Genomic DNA, 19617 nt, shown 5'->3' with positions numbered 1-19617 from the left:
TCGTAAATTGATACTAAACTTAAAATTATGTATAATTTAGGCAGATAATTATGTTATCTAGAAAATTTAAAAATTTATATATTAAAAAAATAAATTTATTAAAAGGAGATATTATGTCCGAGAAAAATAAAAATGGAAAAGTGAAGAAAATTATTTTAACAGTAGCAGCGTCATCTGCTGCTATCACATCACCTTTACTTATACTTGCTGGAACAGATGACATAAATACTGTTTCTAATGCAAATACCAAATTTGCAGCTGATTGAACAGTTTATGTTAATTCATTCCAAGGAAGAGAAGAATATAAAAATGTAGAAAACATTAACTTTGGTATGGGAAAAGCAAAAGATAAAGTTATGACTTATGATGATGCAATAAGAACAGTAAAATTTGCAAAATCACCTACAAAAGATGACTGAAATCAAGATGAACAAACATGAGAATTAATTTATGAATCAGGTACTTTATCTGATGATATATTTCGAAAGGGAACATTTTGAAAAAATGAATATTCTTTTGGTCAAAGAACATATGGATTTGCAATTTCTAGTGATTTAGAAATTGTTCCAGGTACTTTATCTATTAAAATGGAATATATGGGAGTTGAAGATGACAATCATATAAGTTTGAATGAAAATGAACGTCGTAGAAATATGGCTTATTCGATTTCTGGAACAAATCCTAATAATCCTAAAGAGAAATTAGAAAATAAGTATGGAACATATATTAGATTTGCTGATGAAAATGGTTATTTTGACTTAAATGCTGATCAAGAATTTGGTCAAAATAGTAATTTGGTTGAGAATAATTTTTGAATTCAAGATCAAAGATTTAACTTTAATATTGGTTCACACCGCAAAGGTAACTGAATGTACAATTGATGAGAACCAAATGATCCAAATAACCCTGAACCATTTTCAATTAATACAATCCCTGAATATGAAAATTTAGGCGCATACAGACCAGCTATTGATGGAATAGAATTTTTAACTTCAGATGCTAAATATAAAAATGTTTTTGCTAAAGGATTTACACCATCTCAAATGGATATTATGATGTCTATGACCCAAATACCTGATCAAGATAAACCTTTAGGATATTCTAGATATTTCGGTATTGGTCTTGATACAGACAAATATTTAAAACAACTTAGCAGACGTGGGAGCGATTATAATGCATTGGCATCCGACACAGGAAGCATATTTTTAGTTCACTATTTTACGGGTCTAGAACAAAATAGATATGATAGTGATAAAAGACCTATTCCATTGGTAACTATTAAATTTAAAACGCGCAGAAAATATGATGACTCACTAATAAATGTGCCTAAAAATGATAACGCAGTAGAAACAATAAATTCATATTTAAGTAAAAAACAAACAAATGAAAATCACTCGTCATTTGTAACTGGCTTATTCCACTCCGACAAAGATCAAACTGGTAGCGCCAGAGACCCGCACTCTTGATGAGCATTTGATAAAACGATTGAAAATACTGGATATGATACAAGCAGATTTAATACATGATATAGAAATCCATCAGGAATGGGTAATATAGATAATCAGTACACTGGTGTTGCAACTTCTTACGCAGTAAGAACTTTTAACAGAAATATAAATATAAATTTAACAGAGAAAATAAATATTAGAGATGGAAAAAATGATATATTTCCTAAAATTTCAGGTTTTGAAGTATTAAAAAATGGCCAAAAAATTGATTCTATATCTCTTCCATGAATAGATGATAAGAATCGCAGTCCTTTTCTAGATAATAAAGAATATAAAACTGCTTTAAAAAATTATCTACTGAATATAGAAAATGTCAATGATTTGGATAACCTTACTTTAAGACCTATTATGTCCGATCCTGAAGGTAGTTTTAAATGAAACACAAATTCAACATTGTTAAAATTTGATGAAAATTCAGGAACTTTAACTGGAACAATAACATATAGCATTTCAGATGAACAAGTCAAAAAAGAAAATTTAGATGATAAATTCATCTCATCAAAATTACCTTCTGAATTATTGTATAATGATACTCCATTAACTTTAAAACAACGTGGTGTTATAAGGGCTGCAATTTCTAACGATTTTGAAAGAAAGCGTTTTGATGGTTATACGTTAAAGGTTGGCGATACAACCGTATATAATGATTTTTGAAAAGATTTAATTAAATCTATTTCAAAAGCTAATAAGGAAAAGAGCAAATTAGCTGAAGCTGATACAACTTCTTTTATAGATACTGTAAATTACAGATTGTCTGATAATAAAATGGATCTTGATAAGCTTTTGGAAAAAGTTAATGAATTAAAATCGATTGATTTAGACAATTTCAAAATTGGTACTAAGTTACCAAGCAATGAAATTTATGTTCAAAATGGTTTGGATCCTAGAACTGTGGATTTTGAATCACCAGTTTCAAAATTAAAAACTGCTATTGCAGCAATGAATGGTCAATCTGTTTATGACAATTTAGTATCAGAAATGAACAAAAAAGTTGAACAATATGATAAATCGCTTCAACTTTACCAATTAGCTAAAAAATTAGATAACAATGCTGCCGATGTAAAAAACAAATTTATCGATGTTAAAGCACTTAAAGAAAATGTGCAAGCTTTACAAGAATATCTAAAGAATAATGTTACAACTGAAACACTTGAAAACTATACTGATATAGTATCAAAATATATTAATAACTTCGGAAACAACAGTGTAGTAGCTGCTTTAGTTGCTACAACTGATAATAAGCAATCCGAAGAATACAAATTATTATCAAAATGATTTGAAACAGCGAAATTAAATAATTTACTTGAATCATTTAATATAAATTCTATTGCTGACAAAATAAAAGATAATGATGAAGGCACTGAAGAAATTAAAGCATTAACTAAAGAATTACTTGATTCTTTATATACATTAAAATATTATTCAGATTTTGTTAATATGAAGGCATGATATCCAGCTGAAGAAACAGCAATTCTACCTAAATTAGAAGTAAAGAGCTTAAATTATGAGTTAAATGATCAAGCTAGAACACGTATTCATGAAGAGCTTGATGTTTTACCACAAGAAAACAAAACTGCTGGATTTAAAGCTAATATTTTAGAATTTATTGATAACAAAAATAAGGTGTTATCAAGTTTATCTGAAAAATTAAATAGATTATTAACAGAAAACCATTTTAATTACTGAGATTTACTAGCTAAATATGCTAATGATAATCTTGGAAGTGATGTAATTACAGGCACTGAATTACAAGATATTATTAGCCCATTAAAACTTGCTGTCTCAAGCATTAATAATTTTGAAAACCTAGCTATAATTTCAGACACAGGTCTTCAAGATGTTATTTACTCATACATCTTTAATAATTGATTAATTAAAACTGATAAATATGCATTACTTAATGGAGATGCAAAAGAATCAATTAAAAAATCATTAAAAGATGTGTTTGATAAATTAGCTAATACTCTTAAAGCAAATGCTCAACCTAATACATTGAACACAAGTTCACTTGGACTAAATGATGCATATCTAGAAACTATTTTAGATAGTAAAGTATTATTAAAAGACAGTAAAACAGTTGCCAATACTTTATTAAACTCAAGCAATGGATCTAGCTTAATTAAACCAGTTGCTGAATTAGAAAAATTATTAAATAATAACATTCAATTCTCTGCTCTTAAAGCAGCTGCAGCTGCAGCTAAGACAAAAGCTCAAAATGAGTTTAACAATATTAAAAACAAAGAAGTTTTAAACAAATTTAATAAAGATATTGATGATTCAATTACTGAATATAAATTAACAACAGATAGAATTGCTCAAGATAAAGGCAGTGCATTTTATGAAACAAATACAACTGTTAAATCAGATTGAGAGTCATTTGGAGACTTCTATTCTTTAAATAATTTAACAAAAGAAAACTATGCTAAAGAATTTAAAGACTTAAAAGAAGCTAAAGATGCTAACGTTGATCAATTCTATAAAGTTCAATTAGATAATCTTCAAACTTTAAATAGTGAAATTAATAAATTAGTAGAAAAAATCAATCAATCTCAATTAAACAATGAAGCTAAAGAATCATTAAAGAAAATTGCACAAAATGCTGCTTCAGTTGAAACAGTTAAAGCTATAGACACAAAACTAAATACTGTCGTTGAAGCTTACAATAAATTATCTGAAGTTGAAACTGTTGCTAATAATCTTAAAATACAAGCAAATAATAATTATAAATTTGCTTCAGAACAACCAAAAACAGCTTTCGACACATTATTAGATTCATTAACAGAAAAGAAAAATGAAATTAATAAAACTAAAGTTGCAAAAGTAGAAGATTTAGATCAACTTGTTACAAAATTAAATAATCTATCTAAGGAGATTGAAAATAAACAAGCTGCTTTAGATGGAAATGAACAATTAAAGAAACTACAAGATAATGTTACTGTTCAAAATCTTCCTGTATTTACACAAGAACAAATCCAAGGATTAAAAGATGCTTTAGCAAAAACAGAAGATCTTGCTGCTGCAACAGCCAAAGCAAATGAATACGTCAAAATTAATGATCAGATTACTCAAGCTAATGGCATGGCAGCATCTTCAGATTCTGTCAAATCTCAATTTAATTACATTAATGCTACAAGTGAAAAGAAAGCTGCTTTTGACTTATCTCAAAAAGCAATTAAAGAATTTGCTCAACAATACAGCGCAAAAATTGACCAATATAGAGCAAGCAACCCTGATACATGAACTAATAATCTTCCTACAATAGGAGCTGAAGCAACAAAACTTTATGATAAGTACTACGAAGATTTTATTTCTTTAGATGGAGATGAAGCTCTTAAAAAAGTAAAAGAAGGTAAAATTGAACAAATTCGTGCTTTTGATAATATTTCAGATTATTTAAAAGGTGAATTTGTAGCTAAAATTCAATCTGAAACAACAATTGCACAAGTAGAAGCAAAATTCAATGAACTTAAAGCAATTGATGCTGCTTATGGTGAAGCAATTACTTCTTTAATTAAACTTGAAGATTTAGTTAAGGGAGATAAATTTACTGCTCTAGAAGGTGAACCTGAATATACTACAATTCAAAATGGATTAGATGAAATTAAATCAAACTTTGAAGATAGTAGAAAAGGTAATGCTGACATAAGTAAGCAACAAGTGAAAGCACTTAAAGATAAAATTGATAGCGACATTGAAACAATTAATACGAAATATCAAGAATTCCTAGATTATCGTGAAGGCAAAATAACCGAATTAAATAAATTAGATTCATTATCACCATCACAAAAAGTACAATTAAAAGATGAAATTAACAAAAAGAAAACAAAAGCTCAAGTTAATGAGATTTGAGAAAATGTTACAAAATTAAATACTTCAATGGCAACCTTACGTGAAGTATATCAACAAGCAAAGGAAGTTAAAGCTACATCAAAATACATAAATGCTAGTGTTCAACCAAAAACAGCTTTTGATAGTCAAATGAATGCTGAAAATTCAAATCCTGATCATGTAGAGGCAATTGACTCTGGAAAAATTGATCAAACAGTTAAAACATGAAAAGACTTAATTGCAAACTTAGATGGTGAAACTGTTTTATCAAAAGCTAAAGAAGAAGCAATAAAAGAAGTTGAAAAATTAACAAACTTATCTCAAAAGCAAAAAGAATCAGTCAAAAACCAAATTAACTCAGCAAATACAGTAGATGCTATTACTGACTTGATAACAAAATCAAAAGACTTTAATAAGACAATTCAAGATGTAAAAGATCAAATTGCTACAGACACAAGCAACAAACAAACAGTTAAATATCAACAAGCTAATAAAGAATTAAAAGAAGCTTATGATAAAAAAGCTCAAGACGTTGTTAATAAGTTGGATGAATTGCAAAACCTTTCTCTTGATAATGCTCTAGCAGATAGTGCTACTAAAAAAGCTGAAGCAACCAATGTTATTGATGAAGCAAAAACTGCTTACAGTAATTTAAATGGGGATACTAATCTAGCAAAAGCAAAATCAGAGGCTAATGGTGCTCTTGATGCTCTTCAAAACTTAAATAATGAAGTAATTAATAGCTTTAAACAAGAAATTGCTAACGCTAATGATTTAACAAGTGTAAATAACATTAAAGAAAAAGCTGTTAGTCAAAATGCCTTGGTTGGAGATATTCTAGGTTCATTAACTCAAGCAGAAACTTTAAAACAAAACAATTCAGTATACAGTAAAGCAACTCAAGAACAAAAAGAAGCTCTTGAAGCTGCTATTAAAGATGTTAAAGATAACATCTTAGATTCATCTGCTAAGAAGATGAAACCAAATGAATTAACTGATCAATTACAAGCTAAGAAGGATGCTATTGATAATGCAATTAAAGCAATTAACACATTATCAAGTGAAATTGCTGATGCTCAAAGCAAGGCTAAAGCTGAAATTAATAAGTTACCTAACTTAACACAAGCTCAAAAAACTGCTTTAAATTCAAAAGTAGATGCTGCAGCAACAAAAGAAGCAATTAATACTATTGTAGAAGAAGCTAAAACACTAGATACAGCTACAAAAGCTTTAAGAGATGCACTTGATAAAGGAAATAAAGTTGATAAAGATGCAAATAATTACAAATTTGCTGATAGTGAAAAACAAAAAGACTTTGATGCTGCTGCTCTTGAAGCGAAAACTGCTCTTGAAGCTGGACTAACAGACAAGAATGCTGAAGCAATTAACAACTTAGCTAAGAAATTGACAGACTCTATTGATGCCTTAAATGGTGATGCTAAACTTAATGCTAATAAAGAAACTGCTAAAGGAACAGTAGATAAATTAGATAATTTAACTAAAGAACAAAAAGACAGCATTAAAGATAAGATTACAAATGCTACAGATGATGCCGAAGTTAAAAAATTAACAGCTGCAGCTGAAAAATTAAATAAAGCTCTTAAAGAAGCTCAAGAAGCTGCTAAGGCTGCAAATACAGCTAAAGATAGTGATAACTACAAACAAGCGTCAGAAACTCCAAAGAATGAATTTGATTCTAAGAAACAAGCTCTTGATTCAAAAATTGAAACAGCTAAAGGAACAAATACATTTAATGATGCTGATGCAATTAACAAGTTAGCTGATGAATTAACTAAAGCTACTGAAGATTCAAACACAGCTAAAGATGCTTTAGATGGAGATAAATTATTAGCTGCTGCTAGAGCAAAAGCTCAAAGTGCATTAAATAACACTAAACATTTATCTGAAGATTACAAGAAAGCTTTACAAGAACAAATCAATAATGCTAAAGAAGTTGCTAAGTTAGATGAACTTGCAACAAATATCCCTACACTTGATACAGCTGCTGGAAACTTAGCTGATGCTGCTACAAAATTAGCTCAAGCATTAAAAGATCCTGAATATGCTAATGCAAGTGAAGATACACAAGCTAAAGTAACTCAAGCTCAAAACCAAAATAAAGATTTATTAACTAATAGCTTATTAAATGATGGAAAAGACAATACAGCTATTCAAGCTGCTCTTGAGGCAAATAATGCTGCTTTAGAAGCTATTAAAGCTGATAAAGAAGCATTAGCATCAGCTAGAACAAAAGCAAATGAAGAATTAGCTAAATTAACAAACTTAAGTAAAGCTCAAAAAGATACTATTTCAGATAAGATTAGAGACGCTAAGACTGTGGGTGAAGTGGCTGCTCAAGTATCAAAAGCGCAAGAACTTAACAATGCAATGGGTGAATTAATAACTTGAAATGATAAGTTAGAAGCTGTAAAAGGTCAAACTAAATATACTCAAGCTTCACAAGATGCTAAAAACACTTTTGATTCCTTCTATAACAATAAAGAAACTTGATCAAACGAAAAACAAACATCTGTGGATCCTGAAACAATTAAATCTACTATTAATTCAATTGAATCTGTATATAACAATTTAGATGGTGACGAAAACTTAACAAAAGCTAAAGAGGATGCTATAAAAGCTATTGATGCCTTAACAAACATAGAAAATAGTGCAAAAGAAGCTGCTAAAGAAGCAGTAAATAAAGCAAAAACAGTTGAGTCTGCAAAAGCTATTGCAACTAAGGAATCAAACTTAGATGATGCTATTGATTCAGCTAAGAAAACTTTAGACACTGTTAAGTCTATAAAAGAAAAGCCAATTTATAAAGAAGCCACAGAAAGTAAACAAGAAACTCTTAATCAAGCTGCTAAGGAATTAGAAAATATTATCAATAAAGCTAAGTCAGAAATAGACCTAGAAAAAGTTTTAACAGATATTAATGGTCTTCAAATTAATTCAGATAAATTAATAAGAGCATCTGAAGCTTTAGATGGTGATGTCAACCTTGATGCTGCTAGACGTGCTGCCAAATCAGTTATTGATGCATTAGAAAATATTGATACTCCAGTTAAAGAAAGCTTTAAAAACCAATTAGCAGATAAAACTTCAACAAAAGATATTGAATCAGTTGTTGAAAATGCTAAGAATACAAATGATGCTACAAAAGACTTAATTCAAAAAATAGCTAAAGCAGATGAACTTATTAATAAGCCAGATTACAATGTGGTTCCTGAAGATAAGAAACAAGCTTTACAAAACGCTTTAAAAACAGCTAAAGATTTATTGACAACACAAGGCGATAAACTTAAAGCTCCTACAGAAGTTCTTGAAATTAATAATGCTAAAGAACAATTGTCTCAAGCTATTATTCAAGCATCAGGACAAGCTGACGAAATCTTAAAAGCTCAAAAAGCTGCTAAAGATGAAATTGATAAGTTAGAAAACTTAACTTCTCAACAAAAAGAAGCCTTAAAACACCAAGTTTCTTCTGCTGTAACAAACGAAGGAATTAAAGAAGTTGTTGATAAGGCTAAAGAATTAGATAAAGTTACAAAAGACTTTAAAGATGCTATTAAGTCAGCTAAAGATCTTGATAAAAATTCAGATAAATACAAATATGCTGATGAAAATAAACAAAAAGCTTTTGATGACGAACTAAAAGATGCTGAAGTTGAATTAGCTAAAGGACTTGCAGATAAAGATAAAGATCAAATTAAAGAATTAAGCGAAAAATTAACTAAAGCTCAAGGTGATCTAAATGGTGAAAGCAAATTAGCTGATGCTAAGAAAGACGCACAAGATAAAGTCCAAAACTTAAATAACTTAAGCAACGAACAAAAAGATGCTATTAAGTCTGCTATTGACAATGCTGCTAGCCCAGAAGCTGCAAATGCAATTGCAAATAAAGCTACTGAATTAGACCAAGCTATTGCAAAAGCTAAAGAAGCTCAAGAAGCTGCTACAGAAGCAAAAGCTACACCTAAATACACAGAAGCTAGTGATGCAACTAAGAATCCATTTGATACAAATGCAAATAAATTAGAAGATGATCTTAGAAATGCAACTACAACAAAAGATTTAGATACAGTTGAAAAACTAGATAACTTAGTTAAAGCTTTAAAAGAAGATACAACTAAGACAAATGATGCAAATGCTGCACTAGATGGTCAAAATCGTCTAGATGCTGCTAAAGCAGAAGCTAATGGTGTAATAGCTGGTGCAAGCCAATTATCACCTCAAGCTGCAAATGCATTTAAAGATACTGTTGATAAAGCTCAAACAATTGCTGCTGTAAATGAAGCAAAAGATGCTGCCAAAACAGCTCAAGAAGCTGCTAAAGCCTTAGTAGATAACCTTGATAAAGTAAATACAGCATTACAAAATGCTGGAAGTACACTAGATACAGCTATAGCTAAAGAAGCTAGCGATGCTAAAGAAAAAGCTAACGAATTCTTAGAAGATAATAAGTTAAAACAAGGAGCAGATGTTGTTGAAGTAAATAAAGCTGCTGCTAAATTAGCTGAAGTACTTAATAAGATTAAAGCTAATGTTGATGCACTAAAAGGTGCTCAAAATGATGCTATTGATCAAATTAATAAGTTACCAAACTTATCTTCTACTCAAAAACAAGCTTTAATCAATGAAGTTAAAGCTGCTGAAAGCACAGAAGCTGTAAATAGTGCATTAACCAAAGCTAAAGAATTAGATAAAGCTATTGGTCAATTAAAAGACAATTTAGCTTCAATTGAAACAGTAAAAGCTACTGACAACTACAAATTAGCTGATGTTGATAAGAAAAAAGAACTTGATAAAGTTGTTTCAGATAAAAACAATATCATGAACCAAGCAGCTGCTGCTTTAGATAAGGCTGCAATTGAAACCTTAAATAGCAAGATTAATACAGCTAAACAAGCTTTAAATGGTGATAACAATAAACAAGCTGCTAAAGAGGAAATTGATGCATTAAATAATTTAAGCTCAAACCAAAAATCAGCTGCTAAAGATACTTTAAATCAAGCTCAAAACAAAGCACAATTAGATGCTAAAGTTCAAGAAGCTAAAAAACTAGATGAAGCTAAAGTCAACTTGCAAACAGCTAAAGAAGACCTAGATGCTTTAATTAACCAATTTACAAAACCAAGCAACATTAATGAAGCTGCTTTAAGCTCATTTAGCAAAGAAACAAAGAACTTTGAAGATAACAAGAAAGCATTAGAAGCTGCCAAAGAAGCTGCTAGAGTAGCACTTGAAGCTACAACCTTAAATGCGGATGAAGTCGCAAATGCTTTAGCTGCTATTACAAAAGCTAAAGAAGATGCTACAAAGACAATTGAAACTGCTGTTGCAAACAACAACGCTATTGTTTCAGATGCTAATATTGCAAACTTTGTAGTTGCTACAGATAAAGACAAAGCTACAAATGCTGCTAAAAAAGCAGTAGATAAGAATGCTAATGTATATGAAGGTGTTGTTGCTGCTCGTGAAGTACAACATTTAGCTGCCCTAGACAAATTTGCTAAATTTAAAGAAGCTTTACCTCAAGAATTAAAAGCTTCAACATCATTTAAACAAATTCTAGACTTGGCTAAAAAAGAATTGAATAGTTCAAATAGCAAGGCAAGTGATGATGAAATATTAGTTAAAATAAATCACCAATTATTAAAAGACAAGTTAGCATTAGCTTATGATGCTGCTGTTAAAGAAAATATTTCAGAACAAATGCCAGCAGAATTAAAATCTCAATTTGATGAATTAGTTGCTTCAGCTCAAGATATCCTTGCATATGACCATACAAATGTAAATACACCTAAAGCAACATATGACAACCTAGCTGATCAATTGTATTCATTCATAACAAGAAATGAATTAGCTAACATGATTGCCAAAGCTGAATTAGCTCCAAAATCAAGCCAACTTGATGCTGCTATTACAAAAGCCAAAGAAGTTTTAAATAATAAAGACTTAACTAAAGAAGAACTTAAAGCTGCTAGTGATAAACTTGCAGATGAAACTAACAAAGCTAAACTATACCAAGCAATCAATAATGCTAATGACTTTGTTAAAGAATTACAAGAAGGAAACAAAGAACACCACAGTGCTTTAAGAGATAGAATTGTTAATACATTAACTAACAAAGATATCCCTACAGCAGTTGCTGCAGCTAATAAAAAAGATACTGAAGCTGGATATAATACAGCTGCTGTTGCTCTTGATAATGCTGTATCAAATGCTAAGAAGACAATTGAAAATGTCTTCAAGACTCTTGAAGAATTAAGAGATAAGATTGCAGCAATGCCACAAGATCAAGTCTCTGCTCCATTAAAAGAACAATTGGCTCAAGCTCAAACAATTACTAAAGATAGTGGTGTAGTTGCTATTGAAAATGCTTTAGAAAACTTACAACATAAATATGCAACAAATGAACTTGATAAAGCTATTGCAGCTGCTCCAACAATTAATGATAAGTATGCTACATTAGTGCCAAGTATTGTTGATCAATCACAAGCTGTAAGTAATAACCCTCAAGCAAGTACACAAGAAATTGCTAACCAACTTGCAAAACAATTATTAAACAATGCTAAAGGAAATGCATTAAATACCTTAGCTGGATTAAACAACTTGAATAATGCTCAAGCTAGCGCATTAGCTAATGCTATTGCACAAGCCCAAGATGCTAACCAAGTAGCTAATAATCTAAAACAAGCTCAAGACTTAGACAAAGCTATGGCTACATTAAAAGATACTTATACTAAAGTTGATGAAGCTTACAAATCAGGAACTAACTTACCATATGAATCCTTCTTTGTACCTAAAGATAAACAACAATTTGTTAAGGATACAATTGCTAAAGTAGGCGAAGTAACTCCTGAAACTGGTGAAGTTTACTTAGATAACTTACCTACTCAAATTGACCAATTAAACAGTGATTTAATTACTGCTCTTGACTTACTTGGACAAGGAAAAGGTCAAGCTAAAGCAATGGAAGAAGAATTTAATAAACTAAATAACCAAGCTAATACTTTATCAAACAACTTACAAGTAAATAATAATAAGCTATACAACTCACCAAAAGCAATTCAAACTCAAGTTGCTGAATTGCAAACCCAAATTAAAGACTTAAGTGACAAATACTTCAATGATCATGCTGCATATATGCAAGAAGGAAACGCTAAGTTGAAACAATTAGTTGATCAATTAAGCAGTCTAAATGATCAAGTTAACCAGTTCTCACCTCAAGTCTTTATGAAGGATAATGCACGCATTACTCAAGCTCAAGATGTAATTAACAATAATTCTGATTACACAAGTGATGTTGTCGCAAATAGTAACCTAGATGCATTTAATAAGGCTGCAACTTATAAAGATGCAATTAAGAGTCTAGATGATCAAATTGCAACAAACAATAACCTTAAAGCAAACATTGCTAAATTTGTTGCCAACTTAACTGATTCATTAAATGCTAAGAAGGCACATCCAGAAAATGCTGCCTTATTAGGAGAAATACTCCAAACAGCAAAACCTGAAATTGTTAAAGAATTAACTGAAATGATGCAAGGTGCAGCTACTATCTTAGTTGCTGATCAAGCTCTAAAAACTGCTTTAAATAGTAAAAATGCAGATAAGACATTCAAAAATCAAATTGACTTAATTAATAATGGCCTTAATGCATTACCTCAAGTATCATTTGCAGCTTACCCAGAATTTGATCAAGCTCTAAATGCAGCTAAAGACAATGTTAAAGACCACGTAAATGGAATTAAACAATTAATTCAAGCTCTTGATACACGTAATAGTGAAGAATTAGCCCAAGCTATTCAACTACTTAACAAGGTTGATAAGAATAATGCTAAATTAGCTGCTTTAATTCAAGAAGACGATTACATTGGAATCTTAAATAACGCTGATAATAAAGCAATTACTAAAGACAATTTAGCTACAGTAGAAGCTATGAAGAATTCTTCAGAATACCAATTAGCTTCACCGGCTATCCAAGATTTATTAAATCAAGATTTCAATAGTAAGAAACCATGAGGATGATGACCAATTGCTGTTGCAGTATCAGCAGTAACATGAATCGCAGGTATGCTTGCTATCCTACTTAAAAGAAAATAATACTTTTAAATCTCATAGGTAATCCCTATGGGATTTTTTCTGCTAAAAAAGGGATAAAAAAATCAGCCACTGGCTGATAGTTTTTACATTATAGAATGTATTTTAACGTCTCCAAGAAGTTTAGCTGCATTTAACTCAGGAATTTCAGCAAGAACGACTATGTCAGTCACTTCAATGCCTTGATTACGTAATAAATCAATTATTGCTTTAGTAGTTCCACCTGTAGCTAAAATATCATCAATAATAACTGCTTTTAATCCAGGTTTAAGTACTTGTGCTTGAATTTCAAGAGTATTATTGCCATACTCAAGATCATAATTTTGCTCAATAACTTGCCCTGGTAATTTACCTTTTTTTCTTACCATCACAAATGGCTTCTTCGTTTTGTATGCTACAGGAGTACCAAAGATAAAACCTCTGGCATCTGGAGCTACAATAATATCAGCATTTACCACATACTGACTCATTTCATCTATAACATAGTTAAATGCTTCCGGATTATTAAGAAGGGGAGCTATATCTTTAAAGATAATCCCTGGTTTTGGAAAGTCTGGAACGTTATTAATAAATTTTTGTAAATCCATAGTTTTAATTTACCCTTACGTCTTCGTAGAATTCTAAAATATCATCTTCAGCAATATCATTAAATCCCTTAATGTGTGTACCGAAGTCTTTACCTTTAACAACTTCTTTAGTATCATTTTTATCACGTTTAAGTGAATCAATAACACCTTCAAAAATTGTTTTTCCAGCTCTAAGTACTTTAACTTTACAGTTTGCTTTTACAGAACCTGAATCACACATACATCCAGCAATTTTTCCGACTTTTGAATAGAAGAATACTTTAATAATATGTGCTTCACCAATTTTTTGTTCTTCATAAACTGGAGCTTTTTCTCCATCTAGCATTGTTTGACAGTCTTCAATAATTTTATAAATAACATTATGTACAATTAGTGAAACCCCTGCGCTGGCTGCATTTTGCTTGATGTTAGGTGAAACTTTCAAGTTAAAACAGAAAATTGTAGCATTTGATGCTTTAGCTAGTAGCAAGTCTGTTTCATTAACATTACCAGCACCGGCTGAAATAACTTTAATGATTGCTTCATCATTTTCAAGTAAGTTAATTTGATCTTTGATAGCTTGTGAAGTCCCATAAACATCAGATTTTACAATCACATTGATAGCTTTTTTACCATCAATGTTTTCTTCAACATTGCTTTGTGAGTAAAGTAAATCCATTTTATCTGCATTAGCTTTTTCTTGAGCTAACTTTTTGGCAAACTTTTCATCATTAAATCCAATGAAACGATCTCCGGCATCTGGTACATAGTTAAGACCAGAAATAATACCAGGAGCACCTGGAGCAACTTTATCAATAGCTACACCATTAGAGTCAAAAATCATTCTCACTCTTCCATAACGAGAACCAGCAACTAAGAAATCGCCTTTATATAAGGTACCATTTTCAACAATAATTGTTGAAACTGACCCAATCCCTTTATCAATACGAGATTCAATAACTGTACCAATTGGGTATCTATTTGGGTTAGCTTTTAGATCTAAAATATCAGCAAGTAACATAATTGCATCAAATAGTTCATTAAGTCCTTCGCCTTTCATAGCTGAACCATAAACAATTTGAGTATCTCCACCATATTCTTCGATTAGAACATCATTTTCAGCAAGCTCGCCTTTAATTCTATCTAAGTCTTTATTAGGTTTATCCATCTTGTTAACAAAAACAATCATTGGAACACCTGCTGCTTTAGAGTGTTCAATAGCTTCTTTAGTTTGAGGCATAACACCATCATCAGCTGCAACTACTAAAATAACAATATCAGTTACTTTAGCACCACGTGCACGCATTTGTGTAAACGCCTCATGGCCTGGAGTATCAAGGAATGTAATTTTGTTCCCTTTATAATCAATTTGGTAAGCACCAGTATGTTGCGTAATTCCACTACTTTCAGTAGCTACAACATTAGAGTGTCTAATTTTATCAATTAAAGTAGTTTTACCATGGTCAACATGTCCCATAACAGTAATGATAGGTGATCTACGCACTAAATCTTGTTCATCATCAGTGAAGTTAACTTCATCTAAGAAGTTAGATCCATCAATATTAGTTTCTTTTTGGAAGTCGTATCCGTAATCTAAACAAATTTCAGCAATTTGTTCTTCGTCTAGAATCGTATTAACATTGCACATCTTTCCTTGCATGAACATTGTCTTGATGATTTCATTAGCAGAAACATTGATTTTTTCAGCGAAATCAGCAATTGTCATTTTTTCAGTAAAGATAAATACACCATCTTTTAATTCTGTTTTTGTGTTTGATAACTGTTCTTTAATTTCATTTATGTTAGAAATTCTATTATTTTTCTTTGCCATAAAGCACCTCCTTCAATTGTTCCTCTATTTCTATGTAAACTTCAGGACTTATATTTGCCCGAAAAACACGATTTAGAGCTTTGGTTTTCTTTATGTAATTTCAATTTTCTTGTGTAGGGATGAAATAAGCCCCTCTTTTTAGTTTGTTATGATCTAAATCCAATTCAACTAGATTAGTTTCTTTATTAAAGCTAAATCTTACTAATTTATCAATTGGTGTAATAGCATTAGTCGCAATACACTTGCGAGTGTAATTTTTATTCTCAGTCATCATCAACTAGTTCTGAAACATCTAATGAATCAGCTAATCCATAAGATGCTAGATCATCATCAACTTTAAAATCTTTAAGTTGTACTTTAGAATTTTTAAATTCGTTTAGTACTTTTTGAGTTTTAGCATTTGTTTCTTCTTCAGAAACTTCTGCCTTTGCTTCATCTAATTCATCTAAATTTTCATCACTGTATTCAATATCATATTTTTCAATTTCACTAATGAAATCATAACTGTCAAGGTTATCAAATTCATCTTCAATTTTAATAGCTTCTTCATCGAATAAAGTATCAAGGTCGTGCATGTTGATTGCATGTCTTTTAGCTGCAACTTTTTTCACTGCTTTAGCTGTTGGAGTAGGTTCAGGAGCAACTTCATTTCCAAATTCATCTAAGCTATGGTTGAAATCACTAAATAAGGTATCTGTATCAATAAATGAATCAAGGTTATTAAGCATTTTAGCTGCTTTTGAATTTTTGTTTCTTTCTGTAGTTTTGAAGTAGTGAGTATCAAATTGTTCAGCTTTCTTAAATTCAAATCCTCTTTCGATTGCATCACTAGCTTTAATAACTGTGATTTTAGCATTAGTTAATTTAGAAGCTAAATCAATGTTGATACCTTTTTTACCTATAGCAATATTAATTTCAGCATCACGAGCAATTGCATAATACTTAACTATATCTTCTTCTTTTCTAGCAATAACATCTAACACTTTAGCAGGTAATAAAGCATTTTTAATGTACTCTAACATATCGTCAGAATAATTAATTAAGTCAATTTTTTCTCCACCTAGTAAGTCAGAAATAGCATTAATTCTTACAGAATATTCACCTAAAACTGTACCAATTGTATCGAAGTCAAGTTTTTTATCTGGATTCTTTCTTAATGCAACTTTAGATCTTAATCCAGCTGATCTTTCAATTGCAACTACCTGTAAGTCACCATTTTGAATTTCAGGGATTTCATTAAATAGTAAGTCAAATAATTCAGTATTTGAAGTTGTAGATACTTGTACAATGCTTAATTTTGAATCTTCATTAATTGCATCAATATATACAGGAATAAATTTACCTGGTTGTAAGTTAAGTTTTTCATTAACTTTGTTTTGTGGTAAAAAGGCTGTAACTTGATCTTCAAATGAAACATTGTATGAACCATTTTTATTTCTTGTTAAAACTTTAGCATCAACTCTTTTGCCTAGTAATTGAGAGTATTTAGCAATAATTTTGGTTTTTTCCATTGCTTTGAATTCTTGTTTGTAATCATTTAAGATTGCAACATTAATTTTGTTTGGTAAGTCTGCAAAGGTAAATGGTATTCTCACCATATCACCTATTTGAACTTCCGGGTTAAATACTTGAGCTTGTGATAAAGGAATACAAATTAGTTTTTCTTCAGGTGTTTCTTCATTGAATTCAAAATCATCTTCAACTACTTCACCATTTATGTTATACATTCTAACTAATTTATTTTCACGATCTGCTTCAAGTACAATTTCAGCACCTTTGTCAATGTTTTTAACAAAGGCTCTTTCAGTAGCTTGACGAAAGATTTCCATGATGTCATCAAATAAGAAATCATTGTGTGTAGCAACTTCTTCAATTAATCTAAATAATTGAAATTCTTCAGAATTGTTAACTTCTGGGGTTGTTTTTTTAGTAGCCATAATGTCCTCTTAAAATTTTATATATTCGCTAATTTCAGATATATTAGCTTTTTCAATCTTGATTTTTCTGATTCTGCCTTTTTGATTTCACTCAACTAGAATATGATCATTTTCAATTGAAAGTAATTTAGCAATTAATTCAGTTAATCCATCAAATGGTTTAATTAATTTAATGTCTAAATATTTATCAATAAATTCATGAATGTTATCAAATGTTACAGATAGGTCTGTTCCTTTAGAAAGCACTTCTAAAGCAAAATCATCTGTGAACCAGCTTTGTGATTCTAAGTAAGTTGAAATTTCTCTTGAAATCTTTTCAACTTCATCTAAATTTGTAGAATCTACTGTGATAGAAAGTGTTTTTCCAAACACTGGATCACTTGTTATACTTGCGTATAAAATTTTAGGAAACTGTTCTTTTAATTTGTTTTCATTAAACATTTTTCCTCCTATGTAAATGATAAAGAGTTGCTGAACCAGCAACTCCTTTCTTTAACAATTTAATTTATGTATATATAATACAATAAAATGTTGAATTTTTATTTAAATATTTATTTTTTTAAGCCTTATATAGTAGATATTTAAGTTTTTTTATTATTTTTCAAACTTAATAATTTGGTTGTTAGCATCAACCTTTGCATTAATTCCAAATGGAATAATGCATCTTGGAGCTGCATGTCCGATATTGACATTATATAAAACAGGAATATGATTTGGCACAACATTTTTAATAATGGTTTTGTACTCTTCATAGTAAGCTTCATCTTGAGGTTTACCAATAAGAATTCCACTAACTTTATCAAATACTCCATATGACTTTAAAGCCTGTAACATAGTTAAATAATGTTCAGGTGATGATTTAGTTTCAGCAGTTTCTAGTAGCAAAATCTTATTTTCTCATTTGTCTAAAGAAGGAAAGATTTGATATTTTGAAGTTATTTCATATGCGGGTGATTGAGGATCTAAAAAGTTACTATAAATAGATTCAATGCATCCACCAAGAATTTCGCCTTCAAATTGTCCCTTACCTTGTAATAATTCAAATCCTTTAACATTAGGAAAACTTTCACGACTAGTATTAAGTGCTGCAGGCCCAAAATCAGTTCTTTCTTTGTATCAAGTTTTAGCAGGCGTAATTTCGCTAATTGTGTTTAAAGTAACTAATTGATCAAAATAATGTTTTGTATAAGGCAACATATTGGTATCTAACTCACAAATGTCAGTAAGAAAAGCTTGCCCATAAAATGTTTTTAGCCCTAGCTTATTGAGTAAAAAGTGATTTACTGTGGTATCAGAGAAACCTAAAAAGGCTTTAGGTTTTAAACTATTTGCTAATCTATTTTGCTCCATTAAATATGGAGTTAATAAATAAGTATCAAATCCTCCAATCGCACATAAAATAAGATCAACTTCAGAGTCATTAAAAGCACTTATTAAATCTTGGCCACGTGCTTCTGGATGTGCTTTTAAATATTGGATTCCTTTTAAGGCATTTGGCATAATTTTAACTTTAAGTCCCATTTGGCTTAGACGTTTGAGTCCTAAATCTAGTTCATGTTTAACAAATTGTTCTCCTAGTGCTCCACTTGAAAGTGAAACAATTGCTACTGTTTTTATCATATTTCTCCTTGCAATACTTCAATTGTAACAAATTCTAGATTTAGCATCCAAAATATAACAGGAAGCTATAGTCTACTAATTTATTTTTTAAACCTATCATACAGAAATAAAAGTATTTTTTGCTAATTATAAAACAAACAAATGTCTAAGCTATAAAACTTTTTAAAAAGAAAACTTTTTAACTTATATCACTACAAATAGGGAACTAAAGGTAAAAT

7 protein-coding genes are annotated in these 19617 nt (G+C 30.2%); 1 reads left to right on the top strand and 6 read right to left on the bottom strand.

All coding sequences use genetic code 4. The annotated features are described in order from the left end of the window. Positions 1–113: 113 nt before the first annotated feature. Positions 114–13448: a hypothetical protein gene (locus ACNQ13_RS00525; protein WP_418035399.1), complete on the top strand. Its 13335-nt coding sequence runs from the start codon at positions 114–116 to the stop codon at positions 13446–13448. Between the two features lie 83 nt (positions 13449–13531). Here the strand turns inward: ACNQ13_RS00525 and ACNQ13_RS00520 are convergent, their stop codons facing one another. The 6 genes from ACNQ13_RS00520 to ACNQ13_RS00495 form a co-directional block, all read right to left on the bottom strand. Continuing rightward, positions 13532–14032 (bottom strand): adenine phosphoribosyltransferase, encoded by a 501-nt coding sequence (locus tag ACNQ13_RS00520; RefSeq protein ID WP_416741536.1) that lies wholly within the window; start codon positions 14030–14032, stop codon positions 13532–13534. A gap of 4 nt (positions 14033–14036) precedes the next feature. Beyond that, on the bottom strand, positions 14037–15842 hold the full coding sequence (gene infB, locus ACNQ13_RS00515) for a translation initiation factor IF-2 (protein ID WP_418024178.1): 1806 nt from the start codon (positions 15840–15842) through the stop codon (positions 14037–14039). Beyond that, the gene (locus ACNQ13_RS00510; protein WP_418024180.1) at positions 15826–16113 is read right to left on the bottom strand and encodes a YlxR family protein; all 288 of its coding nucleotides are present in this window, start codon (positions 16111–16113) and stop codon (positions 15826–15828) included. The genes infB and ACNQ13_RS00510 overlap by 17 nt, the downstream gene beginning before the upstream one ends. Then, on the bottom strand, positions 16100–17779 hold the full coding sequence (locus ACNQ13_RS00505; protein WP_418024182.1) for a NusA N-terminal domain-containing protein: 1680 nt from the start codon (positions 17777–17779) through the stop codon (positions 16100–16102). The genes ACNQ13_RS00510 and ACNQ13_RS00505 overlap by 14 nt, the downstream gene beginning before the upstream one ends. A 9-nt stretch (positions 17780–17788) precedes the next feature. Further along, positions 17789–18220: an LSm family protein gene (locus tag ACNQ13_RS00500; protein WP_416755956.1), complete on the bottom strand. Its 432-nt coding sequence runs from the start codon at positions 18218–18220 to the stop codon at positions 17789–17791. Positions 18221–18373: 153 nt separating this feature from the next. Continuing rightward, a complete protein-coding gene (locus tag ACNQ13_RS00495) occupies positions 18374–19399 on the bottom strand; it encodes a S66 family peptidase (RefSeq protein WP_418035398.1) in 1026 nt (341 codons plus the stop codon). Positions 19400–19617: the final 218 nt, after the last annotated feature.

The sequence above is a fragment of the Mycoplasma milvi genome (genome assembly GCF_048284715.1).
In the GTDB taxonomy this organism is placed as follows: Bacteria; Bacillota_I; Bacilli_A; order Mycoplasmatales; family Metamycoplasmataceae; genus Mycoplasmopsis.
Note: the sequence above shows the minus strand (reverse complement) of the source record. Positions and strands in the feature narration are given on the sequence as shown.